Here is a 19,691-nt window from a genome sequence, read left to right as displayed (position 1 = left end):
TCTTATTCCACCGCGAGGATGATCCGAGGATGAAAATTTTATTGGTCGAAGATGATAAGACGATCGCATCCGGTCTGGAGTATTCGCTGCAGCAGGAGCATTTTGCAACGGTTCTTTGTCATGATGTCGCTTCGGCCAAGCGGGTGCTCGCCGATGACATCAATCAAATCGACTTATGCTTGTTGGATTTGTCGCTTCCGGATGGGAGCGGCTATGAGCTGTGTAAAACGGTAAAAGAGCGGCGGGACATTCCGGTTATCTTCTTGACGGCCGTCGACGATGAGGTCAATGTCGTGATGGGGCTGGATATGGGAGCCGACGATTATATTACCAAGCCTTTTCGCGTTCGCGAGCTGCTCTCCCGGATCAAGACCGTCCTGCGGAGATACCAGAAGTCGCCGCAAACGAAGGCGATCGTAGACATTGGCAATGTGCGAATCCATACGCTGGAAGGCAAAGTGCATAAAAGCGGCGTCGAAATTCCGTTAACCGCATTGGAGTATCGGTTAATGCTGATCTTCGGCAACCATATGGGACAGGTTCTCACCAGAAATCAACTGTTAGAGCAAATCTGGGACGTGGCCGGCGACTTCGTAAACGATAATACGCTAACGGTTTACATTAAGCGGCTGCGGGAAAAACTGGAGGATGATCCGCAGCATCCGACATTGATTAAGACGGTCCGTGGTCTAGGCTATAAGGTCGGTGATTAGATGCTGCGCAATCGGGAGATTCAGTTTTTATTGCTTGTTATGGGCTCGATCAGCTTAACGGCGATCCTTGTCGCAGCCTTCATTTCACCTGTCTCCACATTGCTTGTTTTCATCCTATCCCTTCTACTCATGGGCAGCAGTTTGTTATTCACTAGATGGAGATACCGCGAGCTCGACAAGCTGTCCGTCTATTTGGGGGAAATCAGCAACGGCAATGACTCCCTGGATGTCCGCGATAACCAGGAAGGCGAGCTTAGCATTTTGAAGAACAACATTTATAAAGTGACGCTTATGTTATCGGAGCATCGTTCGCTTCTGCAACGGGACAAGGTTCAATTGACGGACGCCATTTCCGACATTTCGCATCAGCTCAAAACGCCGCTCACGTCCATGACGATGATGGCGGATTTATTAAGCGACCCTAACCTCTCTCCGGCCAAGAGATCGGAGTTCACCCACCATATTCGCGTTCAGCTTGAACGCATAGATTGGCTTGTATCCTCCTTGTTAAAGCTGTCGAAAATCGACGCGAAGACGATTCCATTTAAGAAAGATCGCATACCTGTCAAAAATCTGATCCAAAAAGCGCTGGAACCGGTGATGATTCCGATGGATATTAAGGGACAGACGCTTTCCATCGTGGGCGACGATAATGTCTCGTTTATTGGCGATTTCAACTGGACTGCCGAGGCGGTCATCAATATTTTGAAGAATGGCGTGGAGCACACGCCCGAAGGCGGGGCTATCGCCATAACCTTTTCCGAAAACGCGTTATTTACGGAAGTAATCATTGCCGACAACGGGAAGGGCATCCCCAAAGAGGATTTGCCCTATATTTTTAAGCGATTCTACAAAGGAAAGAACGCTGCCGAAGGGAGCATCGGCATAGGTCTCGCGATGGCTCACAGCATAGTGGCCAGTCAGAACGGCGTGATCGATGTGACGAGCGACGGCGAGACGGGGACACAGTTCCGGATTAAATTTTATAAGCAAGTCATTTAAAGGCACCTGTAAGTGACTAAATTGTCACCTTCATCGTCACTTGAAAGTCATTTTAGCCGGATAAAATGATATTCAGCAGCAACACTATGGAGGTCTGACAATGGAAATCTTAAAAATCGAGCATCTGTCTAAAATATACGGGCAAGGCGATTCGGCGGTGAAGGCGCTTGACGATGTTTCGTTCTCCGTTCGCAAAGGGGAGTTCGTCGCGATTATCGGTCCGTCCGGCTCGGGAAAATCGACGCTGCTGCATATGCTGGGCGGGGTAGATCAGCCGACAGGCGGTAAAGTGTGGGTTGAGGACACGGACATGTATGCCTTGAATGAAACGCAGCTAGCCATTTTTCGCCGCAGACAGATCGGCCTGGTCTACCAGTTCTTCAATCTGATTCCGGTCCTGACGGTGGAGGAGAACATGACGCTGCCGCTCTTGCTGGACCAACAGAAGGTAGATCGGAAGCATTTGGACAGTCTTGTGAGCACGTTGGATTTGCAGCATCGCTTAAACCATCTGCCTAATCAGCTATCCGGCGGACAGCAGCAGCGGGTGTCAATCGGCCGAGCGGTCATAGGCAATCCTGCGATTATGCTGGCGGACGAACCGACCGGAAATCTGGACAGCAAGAATAGCAGCGAGATCGTCGACTTGTTAAAAATGTTGAATAAAACCTATCATCAGACGTTGATCGTCATTACGCACGACGAACGAATCGCCCTGCAAGCCGACAGGATCATTACGATCGAAGACGGAAGGATTGCCAAGGACGAGGTGATCCGTCGATGAACATCGTCAATAAATTAACGATCCGGCATTTGAAGCAGAACAAGCGACGAACGCTTGTCACCCTCATAGGCGTCGTCATTTCGGTAGCCATGGTGACTGCGGTCGCTACGCTTGTTTCTTCCTTTTCCGATTTAATGATCAGACAGACCATCGCGAATTCAGGGGAATGGCACGTTCAATATCAAGAGGTTAACAAGGATCAGCTTGCGGCGATTCTGGACGATGACGCAACCAAAACCGTTGCGATTACAAGAGATCTTGGCTATGCCGCAATAGGAGGAGAAAATCCAAATAAGCCGTATTTGTTCATCCAACAATACGATGCACAAGGGATCGCGCAATTTCAGGTTGAACTGAGCAAGGGGCGTCTTCCGCAAACGGATAAGGAAATCGTCATTTCCGAAGCCGTCGTAACGAACGCCAAAGTGAAATACGAAATCGGCGATCGCTTAACCCTTCGCGTCGGCGAACGATTCGAACAAGGGAACGACCAGCCCCTGGGTCAAACCGAGTCGCTCCGCAGGGAAGAAGGCAACTTGACCGAAACCCTGCAGCACATCGAGACGCAAGATTATACGGTGGTAGGCTTCATCAAGCGTCCCGTATGGGAAGCGGCTTGGGCTCCGGGATATACGGTTATTAGCTATATCGACGAAGATCTCATCGGAGCTAATGAACGAGTCAATGCGGCGGTCGTTCTGCAGAAAGTCAATCGATCGCTATTCGCACATGCGGGAAAATTGGCGGAAAGCAACCATATCGCAACGGTCCAATTTAATAATGATTTGCTTCATTATTACGGCTTATCCAAGAGCAGAGCTTCATCCAGCACGATGATTTCTTTGTCGGCGATCCTGATGGCGGTGATTATGATCGGCTCGGTTTCGCTCATCTATAATGCTTTTGCGATATCCGTCTCGGAACGCTCCCGCCATTTAGGAATGCTGGCGAGCGTGGGGGCTACGAAAAGACAAAAGAGAAATTCAGTGGTTTTTGAAGGTGTCGTCATTGGCCTGATCAGCATTCCCGTTGGAATCCTATGCGGTCTTGCCGGAATTGGGATTACTTTCTGGTTTATGAATCCCATGATACAAGGGGCGCTATGGACCAAGGAGAAGCTGGCGCTTGCCGTCACGCCGTTATCGCTTCTAATTTCCTGCGCGGTTTCGATGCTGACGATTCTTATTTCCACGTATCTCCCGGCTGTCAAAGCATCCAAGATTTCTGCCATGGACGCGATACGCCAGACCTCCGACGTAAAGCTTACAGTTAAATCTGTGAAAACGTCGAAGTTCATTCGTAAGCTGTTCGGAATCGAGGCGGAAATCGGATTAAAAAACTTGAAAAGGAACAAACGGAGATATCATACGATCGTATTTTCGCTCGTTATCAGCATCGTACTATTTTTAACGGTATCGTTTTTTACCGCGGGTTTGAAACAATCCTTAAAGCTGTCTCAGCAAGGCATTAAATACGATATTGAAGTCTCGTACGGCAATAAGCAAAGGTTAGACGACCAGTTGATTCGCTCGATTGCGTCCTTAGATGACGTGACGGAATATAATGTGATAGACGAACTTTATAAGGACACATGGGTCGCTGAAGCACAGCTCGCCGATGAATTGCAAGAGCTGGTTAAGGAGGATATAAGTTTAGTTCAAGACGGAAAATATCTTTACACCATTAAGATTCATGCCTTAAACGATTCAGGTCTGCAAGCCTACGCCAAAGCGGTTGGTGCGGATTACGAACAACTGACGGACCCGGAGCATCCCGCTGCGATCGTGATTGATACCATTCGTTACGAGGAAAGGGGCACGGGGAGATTTGTTCAGACGAAGGCGATCTATACGAAGATCGGCCAACGTATCGAGCTAACGAATGTGGATTTTGAAACCGGGGAAGAGACTAAGGGAAGCAGTGTGACGGTTGCCGCGTTGACGGATCAAGCGCCTATGGGGATGACCCCGTTAGGGGTAAGCGGGCTGAATATCATCGTTTCGGAGCGCGTCATGAATCGCCTGGCAGACGAAGAGGACATGGCGAACATTGAGACCTTCCTCCATTTGAAAAGTGCGGATCCGATGAGAACGCAGCAGCAAATCGAGGAGATGCAGGTGACCAATCTGCAGACCTACAATTTATATCAATCCAGAAAAAGCGAAGAACAACAGGTTCTACTGATGTCCGTCTTTTCTTACGGTTTTATCGTATTGATTTCGGCGATTTCCATTGCGAACATCTTTAATACGATCTCGACAGGCGTATCCCTGCGCAAACGGGAATTTGCGATGCTGAAGTCTGTTGGCATGACGCCAAAAAGCTTCGCGAAAATGCTTAACTACGAAAGTATCTTTTATGGGGTCAAGTCGCTGTTGTTCGGACTTCCCGTCAGCTTCATCGTGATGGTTTTGATTTATAAAGCATTTTCGAACAAATTCGGCTTTGCATTCGCCATGCCTTGGACGAGCATTGTTGCGGTCGTTGCCGCCGTATTCGTCATCGTCGGCTCCGCGATGCTCTATTCCGCCGCGAAAGTGAAAAGAGAAAACCTGATGGATGCGTTGAAGCAGGAAAGTATATGAGGAGAGACCCATGACCACACAACAACGTAAGATCGTTTTAGCCATAACCGCATGCTATACCCTTATGATTCTCTATTTTATGCTTCTCGCTTTTGGGAGAACAGGCACCGTGGATCGAGAGGCCGGCTACACCTTTCTTTTCTTCCCGCTCGATTTTTTTAGGCTTCCAAGTCTGTCCGAGCTGCTTCTGCATCCGACCGTGATGGATCTTGTGGGTATTGGCAACGTCGCAGCTTTCATCCCTTTTGGCTTATTGATTCCGTTGTTATATCGGATCAGCTTTATTCGATTCATCGCCTTGTTCATCCTGTCGATTCTTGCGATTGAAACCATTCAGGCTCTAACGATGCTCGGCAGCTTCGATCTTAACGATGTCATTCAAAACTCCATAGGCGCAGCAATTGGATTCGGAGCGTACAAAATTGGCTTTCGGACAACAAATGTCAGGAGAAATATAGTCGTTACGGGCATTTCCGTTGTTATCCTGCTAGGCGGAGTTTGGGGGAGCTTCGGGATTGTTGATAAGGCATTCGTTCAGGAGCTGGGCGATTTTGTGGCATTAAACGAACTGAAACACAGCAGCGGAAATCCATCAACGAAGACAAAACCATACAGCTTCAAAGTAGGCGGCCAAGACGTAGAACCCAAATATAATGTATACAGCGCAGAAGGCAAACAGTTTGAAACGTACACGTATTCGTTAGGCAATAAAGAGCTGTATATCTACCTCAACTACGGTATCCCCGATCAAGAGAATCTTCGCGGGAGCCTGTGCATTTCCGTGGATGGACAGGAGTACCTATCCGTATCAGCGGCGGATGAACGTCAAGAGCCGGAGATATCCAGCCTCTATGTCGAACAGGCCAAGGAGCTCACAATAACGATTGAGGGAAATGAAAAGGTGTGGGATGTTGGATTTCGGGAGATGAAGTATTCCTGGAATTGGTGAGATAAAAAACGCCCCGCCGGGGTCTTTGTTTGGCTATAATTGTGCAAGGATAAGAGCGGCCTTTTTACCAGAGAGGTACACATTTATGCATTAAGCTTAATTGGCTATTTATGTATCCTGCTATTAAAAAAAGGATCAACTTGGTGTGTACTTTTTCGAGAAATTTGATTATACTATGGGTAAGCAACAACACTTTGTTGATGCTTCGACTACGCGGAAGAGGCACTCGCGCGTACCCGCTTGGGGGCACTTCGGCTTGCTGAGGTGAAAAATAATACCACAGTCCGTCCCGTAGGGAGATTGTCCCTGCCGTTGCCACCAGTTTTTTAATTTCTAAATCGGCCTTGATTCTTATCAAGGCCGATTATTTCGTTTAGGGGCAAATGTTGTGTTAATTGTTCAGAATCTTCTTGTTCTTCAGAATAAACCCGAAGTTGATGAAATCTCGTTACAAACAATTGCTGAATTTTATCATAAATACTTGTGTGGGATGCAATATTTTTTTGAGTTGCGGCACAGTCAACGTGAATTAAGGCTTCGTTTTAAGCCCGGTGATTTATGTCACCTTCTTGGTATTCATTATGTCCTTAAAGGATCAGAAAATGTAGGGGAAAAAGGTTTCGAAAAACTGATGGTCGGCACCAATACATTTAAAACTCTTCGCGAAGCAAACCTTGGTGAGTATGAGGACAAGCTTTATCGCATGTTGTACTTCCCATTCGTATATCAATTGGTACGGAATCCAACTATTGTTGCAAATGACCCTCATGATCAATCACTGGTTAGAGCGCAGTTTAGCTTTGTAAACGGACATGACAAGCATTTTGTGGAATTAAAATTACGCCGCGAAAATATAACTAACCCTAATTTTTACGTACCCGTATCATTTGCCGAATCAAGTAGAATCAAAAACAGAGTTCCTATAACCATTCAGCAAAAAGCAATTCTTGGATACGATGACGGATACGTTCATGGGTCCCGAGCCTAAAAAAAGAAATAATTATCCCCCCCGCTTGGGGGTCTTTTTTATGCGTTGATAACGCATCACGTCAGGTTTGATTCATAGCCTTATTACTTAATCGGTAACCTTTAAAGTCTTCATCGGCACTTTTATATGAAAAGGAAGAAAGGAGCGGGAGCATGCTTCAGGTTATCGAAAACGCCAAACACGGGGATCGCGAAGCTTTTGAATGCATAGTTCGGCACTATACCTCAATGGCCAATGCGATTGCCTATGAAAAGCTACACGATCTGCAACTGGCGGAAGATGCCGTACAGGAAGCATTCACGGAAGCCTATTTACATTTAAATAAGCTGCAAGCAGCAGAAGCATTCCCCGGCTGGTTCAAAGCTATCGTGATCCGGCAATGTTACCGTATTACGCGTAGGAAGCGTCATCGCGTCGTACCCTATGAGGAAGTTACTCAGATGGCCGAGAGTCTAATGAGTGTCCCGGAGCGGATTGAACAGCGAGAACTGCAGCGAACGGTTCGCGACTCTCTGGCGGTATTAACGTCCAATATGAGAATTGCGGTTCAATTATTTTATTTTCAGGGGTACTCCCTTCAGGAAATATCCAGTTTTATCGGAACTTCGATTCCCGTATTAAAGAAGCGGCTCTTCGATGCTCGTCGTAAATTGAAGAGTGCGCTGCCTATAGCCGATTTGATCGCGGTATACAACCAATTGTACGAAGGAGGAGAAGGCGTGCTTCACATTGTTAACGGGGATTCGGTAGCGGAGAAGCTGCGGCAAGGTATCGTGCAGGGCGACATTTTGGTATGGAGAGAGGTATATCCGCATGGGCCTGTATTTAAAGACCCAACTGTAGGGGACAATCGCTCTGTAAGAGCAGAATACTTGAAACAAACTATGGGAATCCCTCGTTCGGAATATATTGAAGGGAGCGAAAGGCAAGAAAAGGTTTTGGCCGATTTGCACAAATATGAGGAAGTCGTCTTATGGTTCGAGCATGATTTGTTCGATCAGACGATGCTGTGCTATTTGCTCCATTGGTTTTCAGAACGGCCTTTATCAAAAACAAAGCTGAGTTTACTTTGCATTGGAGAGTACCCTGGAATCGAGCTGTTTCGAGGTTTGGGACAGCTTTCTTTAGAGCAAATGAAGACATTGTCCGGAACATGGAAATCTATTGGGGCAGAAGAGCTGAGTTTAGGCAGCGCGTTCTGGCAAGCTTATGCAGCACAGAATCCACAGCCATTGCAGCAGTTGTTAAGTCGAGATACGTCCGTACTGCCATTTGCGCATGACGCATTCCAAGGTCATCTCTCCCGGTTTCCTTCTACATTTAACGGTCTTGGCATCGTGGAGCAGAGCACGCTGGAAATGATCCTTGCTGGAACAAGCACTCCGCATGCCTTATTCAAAGAGGTCGGGAACAAGCTCAACACGTTAGGTGTGGGCGATCTGCAATACTGGCATAGTTTACGGAAGATGTCGCAGGACCCGCATCCACTTCTGCAAATTCACGGGCCAGAAGCCGCCTTCCCTAATTATCGTGATTCATCGGTATCCTTTGGTAATTGTGATGTAAGTCTGACCGATTTGGGGCAAAACGTGTTGGAGGGAAAAGAAGACTGGGTTTCTAAGCAAGGGGTAGACGAATGGTATGGCGGGATACATCTGCAAGGACATTCTCCACGATGGCGCTGGGATTCGTCCAGGCAAACGATTCATGATAACGGCGTTGGGATGTAGCGGTTGGTCGTAAAATTCTGATGAATTCGACCTGTGAACATTAGTTCGTTTGGCAGTTGATTCGGGTCGAAGCGATGCACTAACATAGGGGCGATACTCTGCGATGCGGGCTCTACCGTCAAGAGACTAAGCAGGGAAGAAAGGATGATAGAGATGTCAAATGATAGCCAAGCTCGTCCCCCTGCCGGATCCGTCAGCGCCCCCGGTCGGTATCCGATCGACCTGACAGGCCCTCGCAGTCATACTCTTGTCATTCAGCCCGGTGTGGGCAGTTTATCTATCGGACCTTCGCAGTCAGGGAAAAAAGCGGATCTTCACGCTGCGCCCGATGCGAATATCGACTGGACCGTATTCGAAGCTTTTGCTACCCCGGCAGGCTCGCCCTGGCCGAGATTTCTTTATTATACGGGCAGCGATACGGGTTTCTTCGACTGGGCTCAGAAACGTCCTATTGAAGAGTTGACGTGGACTCCGATTCTGTCTGCTGACACCGTGGTAGATGCCAGCCAGTCCATTGTGAATAACTTGCATATCGTGATGGACCTATCCGAGAATCGTCTTAGCTTGAAGCTCCCCAACGGGCATTTCCGCTTAAGCGTGTCCGGCGATTTATCTCGCTTCTCGGCCACTGGCGATATACCCTCTTATTTAACATTGGCACCGCGCACCGGTCGACGCAAGAACGATGCGCCTTTCTTGCTGCCCGACCTGGGCGCGCTGCATCAAGTAACGAATCTTACGCTCCATAACACACCTCTAGGACAGCCGATCTCGCTGAAGTGTCTGAGTCGTTTCCCCAATGTGAACTCGCTAAGCTTATGGGGGAACTTCTGCGATCTTGACTTGCTGGCTCGTCAAACCGGGTTAACGAATTTGGAGCTGCGCTTCATGCCGGACTTGGGCGACTTGCCACCCTTGGACGCATGGCCGATGCTGGATCGGTTTATCGCATTTAATGTGGAAGAGGCTGCGGGCAAGCGCCTAAAGCAGCAAATGAAAAAACGCGCTATAGCCCGTCCGTGGACCGGTCACGCCTCAGTGAGTCAGCTTCGCAAACCCGAATGGTGGACGACCGAATATGGCCGCCCGTTCTCGTCCTGGCCTAAGCGTATGGCGAAGCTTGCTAACGAAGCCTACGACGCTGCACAAGCAGACTTGGCTCAGGCTTGCAGCTTTGCCGAGGCGGAAGCAGCGATTACCGCTTTTACCGTGCGGTTCAATTCTCTTAAAGGCATCGAAACCTCAGAGCGAGAAGATCTTGGTGAAGCGGTGTGGCAGCTCAGCCAGGCGGATCATCGAATTGGCGAGCCTATTCCAGAGGAGATGGCGCAGCGCTGGTTTGACGCAGCACGCGATTATTGAACGCAAAGGAGTGTTGGCCGGTGATCACCCTTTATGAGGAACAGCGACAAGGAGCTATAGCGAAGACCATCGAGCATTCTCATGCCTCGCTTGAGAAGTGTCTGGAGGCCATCCGACGGATGGACGGCTTCACGTGCAGTCTGGTCACGATTCAGTACGAGGACAACGCAATCATGGTTGGAGGAGGCAGTAGCGAGTTCATCGTTACAGTCGAGACAAATACTGCAATTCGCAACCTTCGTGGTACATCGGAAGAAGAAGATGACTTTGTTGAGATTACAGTAGGCGGTCAAGCCAGCGAATATCCTCAGATGTACATCGTTAACCTTGAGCTTGTCGAATCCGCGCTTCTTCAACTATTAACCAATGCATCCGTTGAGTTGGAATGGGAAACGATTGAGAAGTGATAAAGAGTCATTGAAGAAGAAAGGGAGCAACACGTAGCGACAAGCACTCGTGCTGCTCTCTGTTCAAGGAGATTAACCCATGAAAGATGCGCTAATGGAGAGATTAAAGACCTTCCTTCATCAGAAGGACAAAAGCACATTGCTAGGCATTCCGGCGAGCCGGGAGGAAATTGCTCAGGCAGAGCGGCGGCTGAATATCCAATTTCATGAGGACTACGTGCAATTTATCAGCACGTTCGGGGGAGCTTACGCAGGTCTTGCCGTACATGCATTCTCCAATGGCTCCAGTCTTGGCAATGAAACGGTTGTCGATTTGACTCTGGAATTTCGGGAGCAGTTCAAGGAGCTTCCTCTGGCAGAGGCTCTTGAGACCAGCTATGTCATTTCTATGGATGGATCCGGCGATCCGATTATCATTGATCGGGCAGGCAAGGTGTTCATCTGTTATCACGATACCGGGGAGATGAAGCTGTTAGCGGATTCGTTCGAGCTTCTGATCGAGGATCATTTTTTTGAATGGTGATTCTTCCAGTTCGACCAGCGCTGTTCATAAATGACGACGGCTTTCGCGAAAATGTGCAACAGGCCCTCCGCCAAATCAGCGGAAGGGCCTGTTCGAGTTAAACTATCGGTACTACGCCAGCTTAATTATGAATGCCGGCCATCACATGCCAACTGCCGGGAGCGGACAAAGTATAATAGTATTGCCCTGCCGACGTTCCAGTAGCGATCGGGATCAGCGGAGCTCCCGATACGCCGGGGTAGATGTATTGCTGTGATGAGAGGGAGACGGTTTTGGAACCGACCCACACGTTCGTGCAGGAAGATACGGATGCGGTTTTCGTCTCAGTGCAATCTTTTCTGTACACATTGATTGTAAGCGTATCGTAATATTGTCCCGTATTGACAATTACGCCGTTGCCGAAATAAATCGTACCGCCGCTAAGCGTATACGTGGTGCTCGTGTAGGAAAATGCCGCGGATGCCGAAGGAACAAACGAAAGCAATAGGGCGAAAATCAGGAAAACGGAGAAAGCTCTTCTTTTCAACATAACACCTCCATTAGTTTGTGAAGCGTGTACTTACGACTCAGCCAAGCATCACCTCCTAGATTAGACCCAACGTCATCGAACATTTTTAGAGTATGTGATGGGGCGCTCGTTAATTCCGGTTGAAACGGAGATAGATCAACTAATGCGACCAAGATGCATCTCGAGAGAGGTGCATCTTTTTTTACTTCTCTGATCTAGCACATTGTGTTGTATAATGTTGGAATATGAATATAGGCTAAGAGGAGCTGCGTATATGACCCTTTCGACATCCACGCTCGTGACTGGCGGTAACGTGTCGCTGAATCCCGGGAATGAGCTGCAGATTACTGTCTCATGGAATTCCGCACCCGCTGATCTGGATGTAAGCTGCTTTATTGTGGGTGCTAACGGCAAAGTGGCTTCCGACGATTATTTTGTATTCTACAATCAGCCGTCCGATCCTCACGGACATGTCAAATTAAGCTCGACTTCCTCTCGTTCGACGACCTTTACGATCCGCTTGGACAAGCTGTCGTCGGCTGTAGCGAAATGCGTGTTTGCAGCTACCCTGGATGGTCCCGGCACGTTCGCGGACGTATCCGGCTGCTCCGTGACCGCGCGTATTGGCGGACAGACCGTTGTATATGAAATTAAGGAAGCGACTCGCGAGACGTCTTTAGTATTCGTCGAGCTGTATCGCTACCAATCGCAGTTTAAGCTGCGGGCGGTGGGCCGCGGCTTTAACGGCGGTCTGAAGCCGTTGGCCGAAGCGCACGGCGTAGACGTTGCAGACGATGATAACGCCAGTCAGACTGCACAACAGGTTGCGGCAGCCTCTGCGCCGGTCAAATCGCCAGCCTCCTCTTCGCAGCCGGCATCCGAACCCAGGATTAATCTGAGCAAAATCGATCTACTCAAAAAAGAAGTACGGGTTTCGCTAGAGAAGAAGGGGATTGGCTCGCAGAAGGCCAGAGTCGCTGTCGTGTTTGACGCTTCCGGTTCCATGTATCACTTATATGATGAGGGAACGATACAGCGCGCTTTCGAGCGGGTGCTTGCGGTCGCCGCCAGTATGGATGACGATGGAGAGCTGGACGTCTGGTTTTTCGCCGACGAATCGGCCAGAACGCCAAGCGTGAGAGCCGATCAGTTCGAAGGGTATGTCGATCGTTATTATTTTTCGGACGAGGACTTCCAGGATGAGCTGGGATGCGGCAACAACGAACCCGACGTCATGAAAGACATTATACGCAAATATACCGTTGAATCGCCGGATGATCGTCTCCCGGTCTTTATCGTATTTTTCAGCGATGGCGGCGTTTACTATTCGGATCGAATTGCCAAGCTGATTATTCAAAGCTCCAAGCACAATCTTTTCTGGCAATTCGTCGGTTTAGGCGAGGCAGACTATGGGATTTTGGAGGAGTTTGATACGTTGTCAGGCCGAGTCGTCGATAATTGTAACTTCTTCGCGTTGGACGACCTTGACGAGGTGTCCGACCGGGAGCTCTACGACCGACTGTTCAATGAATTTCCGTCCTGGCTTCGCGATGCGCGGAGCAAAGGCATTCTTAAAGGCTAACTGTAGATGCGCAACCGGCTCTGATTCTCGTCCATCAGAGCTGTATTTGTATTCGGGAGTGGCAAAAATGGAGCACAAAAAATTAATTGGCGCATTCAAGAAAGAGATAGATAAAATAAAAAACAACGCGATTAGCGATGATGAGATTAAGGAATGGCACGATTTAATCAAAGAAAGTATTCAAAACGATCTTAAAGACGGATACAAAGAGACGATAGCGAGAAACTTAACTCTTGGAATAGGCGTACATGCCGGAGATCATCCGAAAAATTTAATTTTAACCGGGGACAATGACGGGTGGAAATATATTACTCGGTTTCTTTTGTGGCAGGAACATATTTTGCAGAAGCTGTTTGATTATAAAGAGGTTTCTTCGAGAACGATAGGAGGTATGATAGGTTTATCCATGTTGTGGGGGATGAATGATTTATCCCGGAGATCGAGAGAATATTTCCAAATCCTATTTGACGGCAATAAGGAGCATTACGCTCAAAAAGAAACTCACCATCTGTTCATGGCGCTGTTGTACGACTTATCCCATACCGGGCAAATCAATCCCGAGCTGTATGCTGTATTGCCGGAGCAGAGTGGATATAGAAAGCTCCTTGATCATTGGGACGCCACAGATGCCGAACTGCTGGGAAGTCTGATTCTAGAAATTTGCGATCATCATATCTATAGCTCGTTGGATTTGAAAAATAAGTTTTCGGAAATTCTATCCTTGAATTATATTCCATACGATGTACGGCTCATCGAAAAAATCAGACAAGAGCAAGGATTAACAAACGTTCAAGCTGAACACCCTTTGCTGGCGACCCCGCTCGCTAATATTCCTAAATCCAAATATGAGTGGGATTTGTCCAAAGACGAAGTCTATCAGTATTTAAGGAGAGTTGAAGATGGGAAACACGGATAAGTTCGAAATGATCGCGAATACTTACGACACCCCGGAAAGAATCCTAATCGCCAAAGTATCCTCGGACGCCATTCGGGAATATGTATTCGATGCTAAAGGCAAGAAGGCTGTCGATTTCGGGTGCGGAACCGGACTTGTCGGGATGAGCTTGATAGACGAGTTTCAGTCCGTGCTTTTTCTGGATACCTCGCCGAGTATGATTCAACAAATTAAGCAAAAAATTGCCGACCGCCATATTCCGAATGCCGATACCTTATGCTTTGATTTTGAACAGGAAGGTTTATCGGAGCTTCGCGCCGACTATATCTTCATGGCTCAGGTTCTGCTTCATATTCCCGATATTGAATTCGTCCTATCGAGGCTGTTCGAAGTTCTCAATGAAGGGGGACATTTGCTCATCGTTGACTTCAATAAAAACGAAAATATCGTTTCGGATCTCGTTCACAACGGATTTAATCAAGATGAGCTAACCGCTAAAATGACGAAAATAGGGTACAGGGACGTTCAGTCTAAAACTTTTCACCATGGGAGTCGAATATTCATGGGGCAAGATGCATCGATGTTTATTCTGGATGCTCGGAAGTAAACTTGCCGTGCAGACAGCCTGCACAACTTCGCCGAAGACAAACGCAGAGCAGTTTCCCAAGAAGGTGTCCCAAGTCCTAGATGGACTAAGGGGCATCTCTTTTCTTTTGCCAAAAAACGATTCCCAAATTCAGGAGAAAAGTAGGAAGACTCAGAAAAAACGTCCACTATACTGGAAATAACAGGCTGTATAAGTCCCGACTTGCTGTTAACTAAGGAGGCTTGAATGGAACTCGCTTTTCTAGTAGATACTTATGGAACGTGTGTAGCCCAATTGAGAGACGAACTGCTGCCGTTAGAAGAATTAGCGGCAACTTGGCAGTTTCCCTATGACATTCATTTTGTATTTCGCGTCTTACCCGACAGCTACGGCCGAAAAACATTCAGACGTTTCGACAGCAAAGATCATGCTCTCTATTTAGACATCAGCATCGTTTACGAGCAGTATTTATGCATGTCCAAAAATGAACAACGCGAAGCTCTGGGCGATTTTATTTATCGCTATTTGTCGGAGTCCATTGCCAAGTATAAAAAGCATGCAGATCGGGTTGACCAGGATCAACTCTTAGTTCAACTCAAAAAATGGATGACCGAAAACGATTGGTTGGATGGCAAGATCGGCAAAGCAAAGGAGCTCCTTGCGCAGAATGCGGGACTTTATGAAGTGAGCCAGCAATTGCGGATGCCATTGGATGAGATCGAGTATATCCTTCTTCTCATGAATGGCCATGAGCCAAAGGACATTCATCCCGACAATATCATAGCGGGAGGCCTATAATGACGCTAAAAGATACCGATCAACTGGACGATCTCAAAGAGTTTCTGATCGACTGGTACGGCAAATACGATAGCTCCTACGGAGTACCGACGGACGAGCTTCCGTCAGACCTACCTACGGCACTGCATGAATTATATGCGTTCGCGGGTCGCTGGAAGGATGGCACGGACGAGCATCTTGAGAACTCGCCCGAAATTTTTCAGCAGCAGGACTGTCTCTATTCGGCGGAGAGACTGAAGAGAGAGAGGGATCGGATTACGTTCCTCGAGGAAAATCAAGCCAACTGGACCTGCCAAGCGGAGGCGGGCAACGACAATTCTCCGGTTTATTGCGACGAAGGCATGCTATGGGATGATCAGGCAGAGGGACATCTCCTCGTGAATGAATCTTTGTATCATTTTCTGAAAAGCTTTTGTTTACAGGAGGTCGTTTTTGGCTGCAAGCATCTGAACGTAGCAGAAGGACAAATGGATCAAATAAGGTCGCTGTTTAATACCCCGCTTGAAGACGTATGGCTTAACGGATACTACACGGGCCTCAAAGAAGCGGGACCTACCCATGCGTTCTATCGGTGCGGGGACGTGCTGGTGATGGAGCGCTACGGCGACCTGTGGTTAGGGTCTAACGGCGACGATCTAGCTGCAGTCTTGAAGAATGCGGATATGTCTTCGATTAAGCTGCGGAGGATTAAACCCGACTAAATCGGCTGAAGGCGCTAAGATACTTGGATGCAGGCAAAATGGAACAGGGCGAGCGTTGTCTGGAACGTGGAACGGGCGATGCTCCGGATTATGAGATCGACCGTGTCCGGGTGCTGCTAGCTCAGCCTGAGATAAAGTAAACTAGGAAATACAACGGAGGAATGAAAATGCAGCAGCTTTTTAACGATCTAATCAAACAGGATGTAAAGCCGCTTCTATCCAAGCATGGCTTTGCCAAGAAGAGTCTGAGTTTTAGCAAGCCGGAAGGCGACCTTATCTATATCATTAATTTTCAAAAATCGGCTGGCAACTCTTCCGACAATGTCATGTTTTACGTGAACTGCGGGATTTATGCGGGGGAACTGGCGCGGATACAATCGAAAGAGATTCTGACAGCGCCCCAAGAAGTGGACTGTCATTTTCGAGCGCGAATAGGTGAGATTGCGACGTCTGCGCCGGATCGGTTTGCCGTCACTCCCGACACGAATATGGAAGAGTTGAGGACGACGCTGCTTAGTGGATTAGAGGAAGTTATTCATTTTTACGGTACGATGAACAGCGCCAGATCGATTGTGGATTACTATACTGCAGGCCCCTATTTGCATCTAGGCGAGGAGAGCTTTAAGTTGCTCTTGCAGTCCAACGATGCGGCAGCGGCTAAACGTTACTTGAAGGCTTTGCAGGAAAAGCACGGGGCGGAAAATCGCTGGACGATATTTGAAAATAAATATAGAGCCATCTTCCAACAATATGGAGTGGAATTTGAGTATTCATTAGTTAACAGACAAACTTGATGCTGTGTAGGAGGTTAGACATTGCTGGAGACAAAGTTAACGCGCAAGCTTAAGGTTCAATATCCGCTTATTCAAGCTCCAATGGCGGGCGGGCCTACGACTCCTGAATTGGTGGCAGCCGTATCGAACGCCGGCGGAATGGGCAGCTTGGGAGCGGGTTACTTATCGCCCGATCAAATCCGGATTGCGATCAAGGAAATTAGACGGCTGACGGATCGTCCGTTCGGTGTGAACGTATTCGTATTCGAGGAACCGAATCCTTTGAATGACGATATCGAAGGTATGAACGATTATTTGAACAAATACCGAGCGGAGCTGGGGATCGCCTCAAGCCCGCCGATTCCTCAGCTTGCGGAGTCCTTCGAGGAGCAAGTAAACGTATTGCTGGAAGAAAATATCCCGGTATTCAGTTTCACCTTCGGGATACCGTCGACTGGGGTGATTCAAGCCTTCAAGAGACAAGGGACCATTGTGATTGGCACGGCGACGACGGTTGAGGAGGGAATTCGGCTGGAGGAGGCCGGGGTAGATGCGGTTGTGGCGCAGGGAAGCGAAGCGGGAGGACATCGCGGAACTTTCGCCACGAACGCCGCGGATGCGCTGATCGGCACCATGGCCCTTGTTCCTCAAATAGTCGACGCTCTGTCGATCCCGGTCATCGCATCGGGGGGAATCATGGACGGACGAGGACTGGCAGCGAGCCTTGTCTTGGGAGCTTCCGCCGTACAGATGGGCACTGCGTTTCTAACCAGCGCCGAGAGCGGAGCTCATGCGGCGCACAAGCAGAAGATCGTAACCTCGACGGAGGATGCCACCGAGGTCACGTTCGCTTATTCGGGCAAGGCCGCACGCGGCATTCGCACGGAGTTTATGGACGACATGCGTTTTTACGAAGGAACGATCCCCGATTATCCAATTCAAAACGTATTAACAAGGGACATTCGCCAAGCGGCGACCAGAGCGAACAATCCGGAGTTCATGTCGCTCTGGGCGGGCCAAGGCCTTAGATTAGCGAAGGAACAGCAAGCCGCTGCCGAAATCGTGAAGCAAACGGTTGAACAAGCCCGCATCGTCATCGGGGATCTGGGTCGGGGAGTCTGAAGCAAGAGGTATGTGCCTCCCTCCGATGCTATACGCTCCTGAAATCCTGGAAGGGAACACCCACTTAAAGGTAATTTCAGGAGCGTATGAGGCAATCTCCGGGCTGATCATGCCCCATAAAAACCCCAAATAGATACCAGTAGTTACCCTTATAATCATCGAAGACGCTCAAGTGACATACACCCCTTTTTTTGGTCGTTTTGTACGATTTCCCCTACAAATTTCCGTCGTTTGAGCCTGATTCGGGTCAATTTGTACGATTTTTCGAACAGCATCCGCCGTTTGCTTCTTATTTGAGTTGCTTTGTATGATTTTCCGGCTAACTTCCAATCCAGTGGAAACGTTGTGAATCATGATTAGGTCTCCGGGAGGCACATCCCTCTTCTTCATATCGATCATCACAAGCAACCCCTCTCATGGACATCTCCTTCATTTTTATCGACCGCCTCAAGTAACCCCTCTCATGGACATCCCCAACTTTTCTTAATCCCCCTCCTCTAACGGCCTGCCAGACCCTCCCGCGCCAAAACCGAGCACTCGCCCTCCTCTTAATTCAAGCAATCTAACGTTTGTTGACTACGTTCTTATGTTTGTTGTCTAGAACGGGGTCGGGGATTTTCTATACAATGGCATCAATCGGATGAAGCAGAGGTAAAATGAATGCGTTTACGAAAACGCTGAAAGCGTGTACAAATGGACCGCGATCAATTGCAAGGGGTGGCTAACATGGACATGAAGAGCGGAAGAAAACGCGTGAGAACGCGCTGGCGCACACAGGATACCGAGCTAACGCTTCTAGCCTTGCCGACAACGATCTGGTATATCTTGTTCTGTTTCCTGCCGATGTTCGGTCTCGTGATTGCTTTTAAGAATTTCAAGATTCACGGGGGGTTCCTAAGCAACGTCATCCACAGCAAATGGACCGGATTCAAAAACTTCGAATTTCTGTTCAAGTCGAACGACGCCTGGGTCGTGATCCGCAATACGTTGGGCTACAATATGATCTTTATCGTGCTGGGCATCGTCATTCCCGTCATCTTGGCCTTGATGATCGGTCAACTGCACAGCGGCAAGGCCGGCAAAATCTATCAGACGTTGATGTTTCTGCCGTATTTCCTGTCTTGGGTCGTCGTTTCCGCTATTGTGTGGTCGTTCCTAAGCTTCGATAAAGGGATCATCAATCAATTCCTGGCCGGCCTGGGTTCGGACCCCGTGAACTGGTATATGGAGCCTAAATATTGGCCTTACTTTCTTATCTTCATGAATGTGTGGAAGGGGCTTGGCTACGGAATGGTCGTCTATCTAGCCACCATCACAGGCATCGACAGCACGTATTACGAGGCGGCCGTCATTGACGGCGCTTCCAAGTGGCAGCAAGCGCGATTTATTACGCTGCCGCTCATGAAGCTGGTCATCGTTATGATGTTTATCTTGGCCGTAGGCCGCATCTTCTACACCGATTTCGGCTTGTTCTTCCAAGTTCCGCGGGATTCCAACTCGTTGTTCAATGTCGCGACGACCATTGACGTTCTCGTGTACAAGCAGCTTAAGACGGCAACGGTAGGTATGGCTTCCGCTTCCGCTTTCGTACAATCCGTGATGGGCTGCTTAACCATTCTGTTGGCCAACTGGGTCGTCCGTCGCGTGGATCCGGACAGCGCCATGATGTAAGGGGGGAGCGAG

At 48.5% G+C, this 19,691-nt stretch carries 20 protein-coding genes; 18 read left to right on the top strand and 2 right to left on the bottom strand.

The features are described from left to right. Positions 1-29: 29 nt before the first annotated feature. The 10 genes from J4772_RS35710 to J4772_RS35665 all read left to right on the top strand — a co-directional run bounded on the left by J4772_RS35710 (position 30) and on the right by J4772_RS35665 (position 11,043). Positions 30-713 (top strand): response regulator transcription factor, encoded by a 684-nt coding sequence (locus tag J4772_RS35710; protein WP_209073528.1) that lies wholly within the window; start codon positions 30-32, stop codon positions 711-713. After that, entirely contained in the window at positions 714-1,715 is a 1,002-nt protein-coding gene (locus tag J4772_RS35705) for a sensor histidine kinase (RefSeq protein WP_209073527.1), read from the top strand. A gap of 100 nt (positions 1,716-1,815) precedes the next feature. Next, entirely contained in the window at positions 1,816-2,499 is a 684-nt protein-coding gene (locus tag J4772_RS35700; RefSeq protein WP_116060773.1) for an ABC transporter ATP-binding protein, read from the top strand. Continuing rightward, positions 2,496-5,084 carry an ABC transporter permease gene (locus tag J4772_RS35695; protein WP_209073526.1) on the top strand — a complete coding sequence of 863 codons (2,589 nt, stop codon included), beginning with the start codon at positions 2,496-2,498 and terminating at the stop codon, positions 5,082-5,084. The genes J4772_RS35700 and J4772_RS35695 overlap by 4 nt, the downstream gene beginning before the upstream one ends. 10 nt (positions 5,085-5,094) lie before the next feature. After that, the gene (locus J4772_RS35690) at positions 5,095-6,033 is read left to right on the top strand and encodes a VanZ family protein (protein WP_209073525.1); all 939 of its coding nucleotides are present in this window, start codon (positions 5,095-5,097) and stop codon (positions 6,031-6,033) included. Between the two features lie 388 nt (positions 6,034-6,421). Continuing rightward, a complete protein-coding gene (locus J4772_RS35685) occupies positions 6,422-7,021 on the top strand; it encodes a PBECR4 domain-containing protein (protein ID WP_209073524.1) in 600 nt (199 codons plus the stop codon). A 152-nt stretch (positions 7,022-7,173) separates the two neighbouring features. Further along, complete coding sequence (locus J4772_RS35680; RefSeq protein ID WP_209073523.1) at positions 7,174-8,751, top strand: sigma-70 family RNA polymerase sigma factor; 1,578 nt, start codon at positions 7,174-7,176, stop codon at positions 8,749-8,751. A 153-nt stretch (positions 8,752-8,904) separates the two neighbouring features. Beyond that, positions 8,905-10,113, top strand: a complete 1,209-nt coding sequence (locus J4772_RS35675; RefSeq protein ID WP_209073522.1) for a hypothetical protein — start codon at positions 8,905-8,907, stop codon at positions 10,111-10,113. 20 nt (positions 10,114-10,133) lie between these two features. Beyond that, on the top strand, positions 10,134-10,520 hold the full coding sequence (locus J4772_RS35670; protein ID WP_209073521.1) for a hypothetical protein: 387 nt from the start codon (positions 10,134-10,136) through the stop codon (positions 10,518-10,520). Between the two features lie 79 nt (positions 10,521-10,599). After that, complete coding sequence (locus J4772_RS35665; RefSeq protein ID WP_209073520.1) at positions 10,600-11,043, top strand: SMI1/KNR4 family protein; 444 nt, start codon at positions 10,600-10,602, stop codon at positions 11,041-11,043. 121 nt (positions 11,044-11,164) lie between these two features. Here the strand turns inward: J4772_RS35665 and J4772_RS35660 are convergent, their stop codons facing one another. Beyond that, positions 11,165-11,572 (bottom strand): hypothetical protein, encoded by a 408-nt coding sequence (locus tag J4772_RS35660; protein WP_209073519.1) that lies wholly within the window; start codon positions 11,570-11,572, stop codon positions 11,165-11,167. A 253-nt stretch (positions 11,573-11,825) separates the two neighbouring features. Between J4772_RS35660 and J4772_RS35655 the strand changes: the two genes are divergently transcribed. The 7 genes from J4772_RS35655 (at position 11,826) to J4772_RS35625 (ending at position 18,008) form a co-directional block, all read left to right on the top strand. Then, positions 11,826-13,133 (top strand): vWA domain-containing protein, encoded by a 1,308-nt coding sequence (locus J4772_RS35655; protein ID WP_116065468.1) that lies wholly within the window; start codon positions 11,826-11,828, stop codon positions 13,131-13,133. A 67-nt stretch (positions 13,134-13,200) separates the two neighbouring features. Next, on the top strand, positions 13,201-14,049 hold the full coding sequence (locus tag J4772_RS35650) for a hypothetical protein (protein ID WP_209073518.1): 849 nt from the start codon (positions 13,201-13,203) through the stop codon (positions 14,047-14,049). Continuing rightward, positions 14,033-14,635, top strand: coding sequence for a class I SAM-dependent methyltransferase (locus J4772_RS35645; protein WP_209073517.1), 603 nt, complete (start codon positions 14,033-14,035; stop codon positions 14,633-14,635). Before J4772_RS35650 ends, J4772_RS35645 begins: the two co-directional genes overlap by 17 nt. A gap of 225 nt (positions 14,636-14,860) precedes the next feature. Further along, positions 14,861-15,412: an Imm44 family immunity protein gene (locus tag J4772_RS35640; RefSeq protein ID WP_209073516.1), complete on the top strand. Its 552-nt coding sequence runs from the start codon at positions 14,861-14,863 to the stop codon at positions 15,410-15,412. Continuing rightward, entirely contained in the window at positions 15,412-16,113 is a 702-nt protein-coding gene (locus J4772_RS35635; RefSeq protein ID WP_209073515.1) for a hypothetical protein, read from the top strand. Before J4772_RS35640 ends, J4772_RS35635 begins: the two co-directional genes overlap by 1 nt. A 167-nt stretch (positions 16,114-16,280) precedes the next feature. After that, positions 16,281-16,907 (top strand): DUF4304 domain-containing protein, encoded by a 627-nt coding sequence (locus J4772_RS35630; RefSeq protein WP_209073514.1) that lies wholly within the window; start codon positions 16,281-16,283, stop codon positions 16,905-16,907. A gap of 21 nt (positions 16,908-16,928) precedes the next feature. After that, positions 16,929-18,008, top strand: a complete 1,080-nt coding sequence (locus J4772_RS35625; protein WP_209073513.1) for an NAD(P)H-dependent flavin oxidoreductase — start codon at positions 16,929-16,931, stop codon at positions 18,006-18,008. Between the two features lie 168 nt (positions 18,009-18,176). Here the strand turns inward: J4772_RS35625 and J4772_RS35620 are convergent, their stop codons facing one another. Then, positions 18,177-18,407: a hypothetical protein gene (locus tag J4772_RS35620; RefSeq protein WP_209073512.1), complete on the bottom strand. Its 231-nt coding sequence runs from the start codon at positions 18,405-18,407 to the stop codon at positions 18,177-18,179. A 327-nt stretch (positions 18,408-18,734) separates the two neighbouring features. On the opposite strand from J4772_RS35620, the gene J4772_RS35615 reads away from it, so the two are divergent. Further along, a complete protein-coding gene (locus tag J4772_RS35615) occupies positions 18,735-19,679 on the top strand; it encodes an ABC transporter permease (RefSeq protein WP_209073511.1) in 945 nt (314 codons plus the stop codon). Positions 19,680-19,691 lie beyond the last annotated feature (12 nt).

The sequence above is a fragment of the Cohnella sp. LGH genome (assembly GCF_017671885.1).
GTDB classification, from domain to species: Bacteria; Bacillota; Bacilli; order Paenibacillales; family Paenibacillaceae; genus Cohnella; species Cohnella phaseoli.
The sequence above is the reverse complement of the archived record's forward strand: the minus strand, read 5'-3'. Positions and strand labels throughout refer to the sequence as shown.

Coding starts and splice junctions, on each gene's coding strand:
- J4772_RS35645 (WP_209073517.1), top strand. CDS start 14,033: ATGGGAAACACGGATAAGTTCGAAATGATCGCGAATACTTACGACACC.
- J4772_RS35675 (WP_209073522.1), top strand. CDS start 8,905: ATGTCAAATGATAGCCAAGCTCGTCCCCCTGCCGGATCCGTCAGCGCC.
- J4772_RS35710 (WP_209073528.1), top strand. CDS start 30: ATGAAAATTTTATTGGTCGAAGATGATAAGACGATCGCATCCGGTCTG.
- J4772_RS35665 (WP_209073520.1), top strand. CDS start 10,600: ATGAAAGATGCGCTAATGGAGAGATTAAAGACCTTCCTTCATCAGAAG.
- J4772_RS35615 (WP_209073511.1), top strand. CDS start 18,735: ATGGACATGAAGAGCGGAAGAAAACGCGTGAGAACGCGCTGGCGCACA.
- J4772_RS35655 (WP_116065468.1), top strand. CDS start 11,826: ATGACCCTTTCGACATCCACGCTCGTGACTGGCGGTAACGTGTCGCTG.
- J4772_RS35640 (WP_209073516.1), top strand. CDS start 14,861: ATGGAACTCGCTTTTCTAGTAGATACTTATGGAACGTGTGTAGCCCAA.
- J4772_RS35690 (WP_209073525.1), top strand. CDS start 5,095: ATGACCACACAACAACGTAAGATCGTTTTAGCCATAACCGCATGCTAT.
- J4772_RS35635 (WP_209073515.1), top strand. CDS start 15,412: ATGACGCTAAAAGATACCGATCAACTGGACGATCTCAAAGAGTTTCTG.
- J4772_RS35630 (WP_209073514.1), top strand. CDS start 16,281: ATGCAGCAGCTTTTTAACGATCTAATCAAACAGGATGTAAAGCCGCTT.
- J4772_RS35680 (WP_209073523.1), top strand. CDS start 7,174: ATGCTTCAGGTTATCGAAAACGCCAAACACGGGGATCGCGAAGCTTTT.
- J4772_RS35700 (WP_116060773.1), top strand. CDS start 1,816: ATGGAAATCTTAAAAATCGAGCATCTGTCTAAAATATACGGGCAAGGC.
- J4772_RS35695 (WP_209073526.1), top strand. CDS start 2,496: ATGAACATCGTCAATAAATTAACGATCCGGCATTTGAAGCAGAACAAG.
- J4772_RS35650 (WP_209073518.1), top strand. CDS start 13,201: ATGGAGCACAAAAAATTAATTGGCGCATTCAAGAAAGAGATAGATAAA.
- J4772_RS35660 (WP_209073519.1), bottom strand. CDS start 11,572: ATGTTGAAAAGAAGAGCTTTCTCCGTTTTCCTGATTTTCGCCCTATTG.
- J4772_RS35620 (WP_209073512.1), bottom strand. CDS start 18,407: ATGATCGATATGAAGAAGAGGGATGTGCCTCCCGGAGACCTAATCATG.
- J4772_RS35705 (WP_209073527.1), top strand. CDS start 714: ATGCTGCGCAATCGGGAGATTCAGTTTTTATTGCTTGTTATGGGCTCG.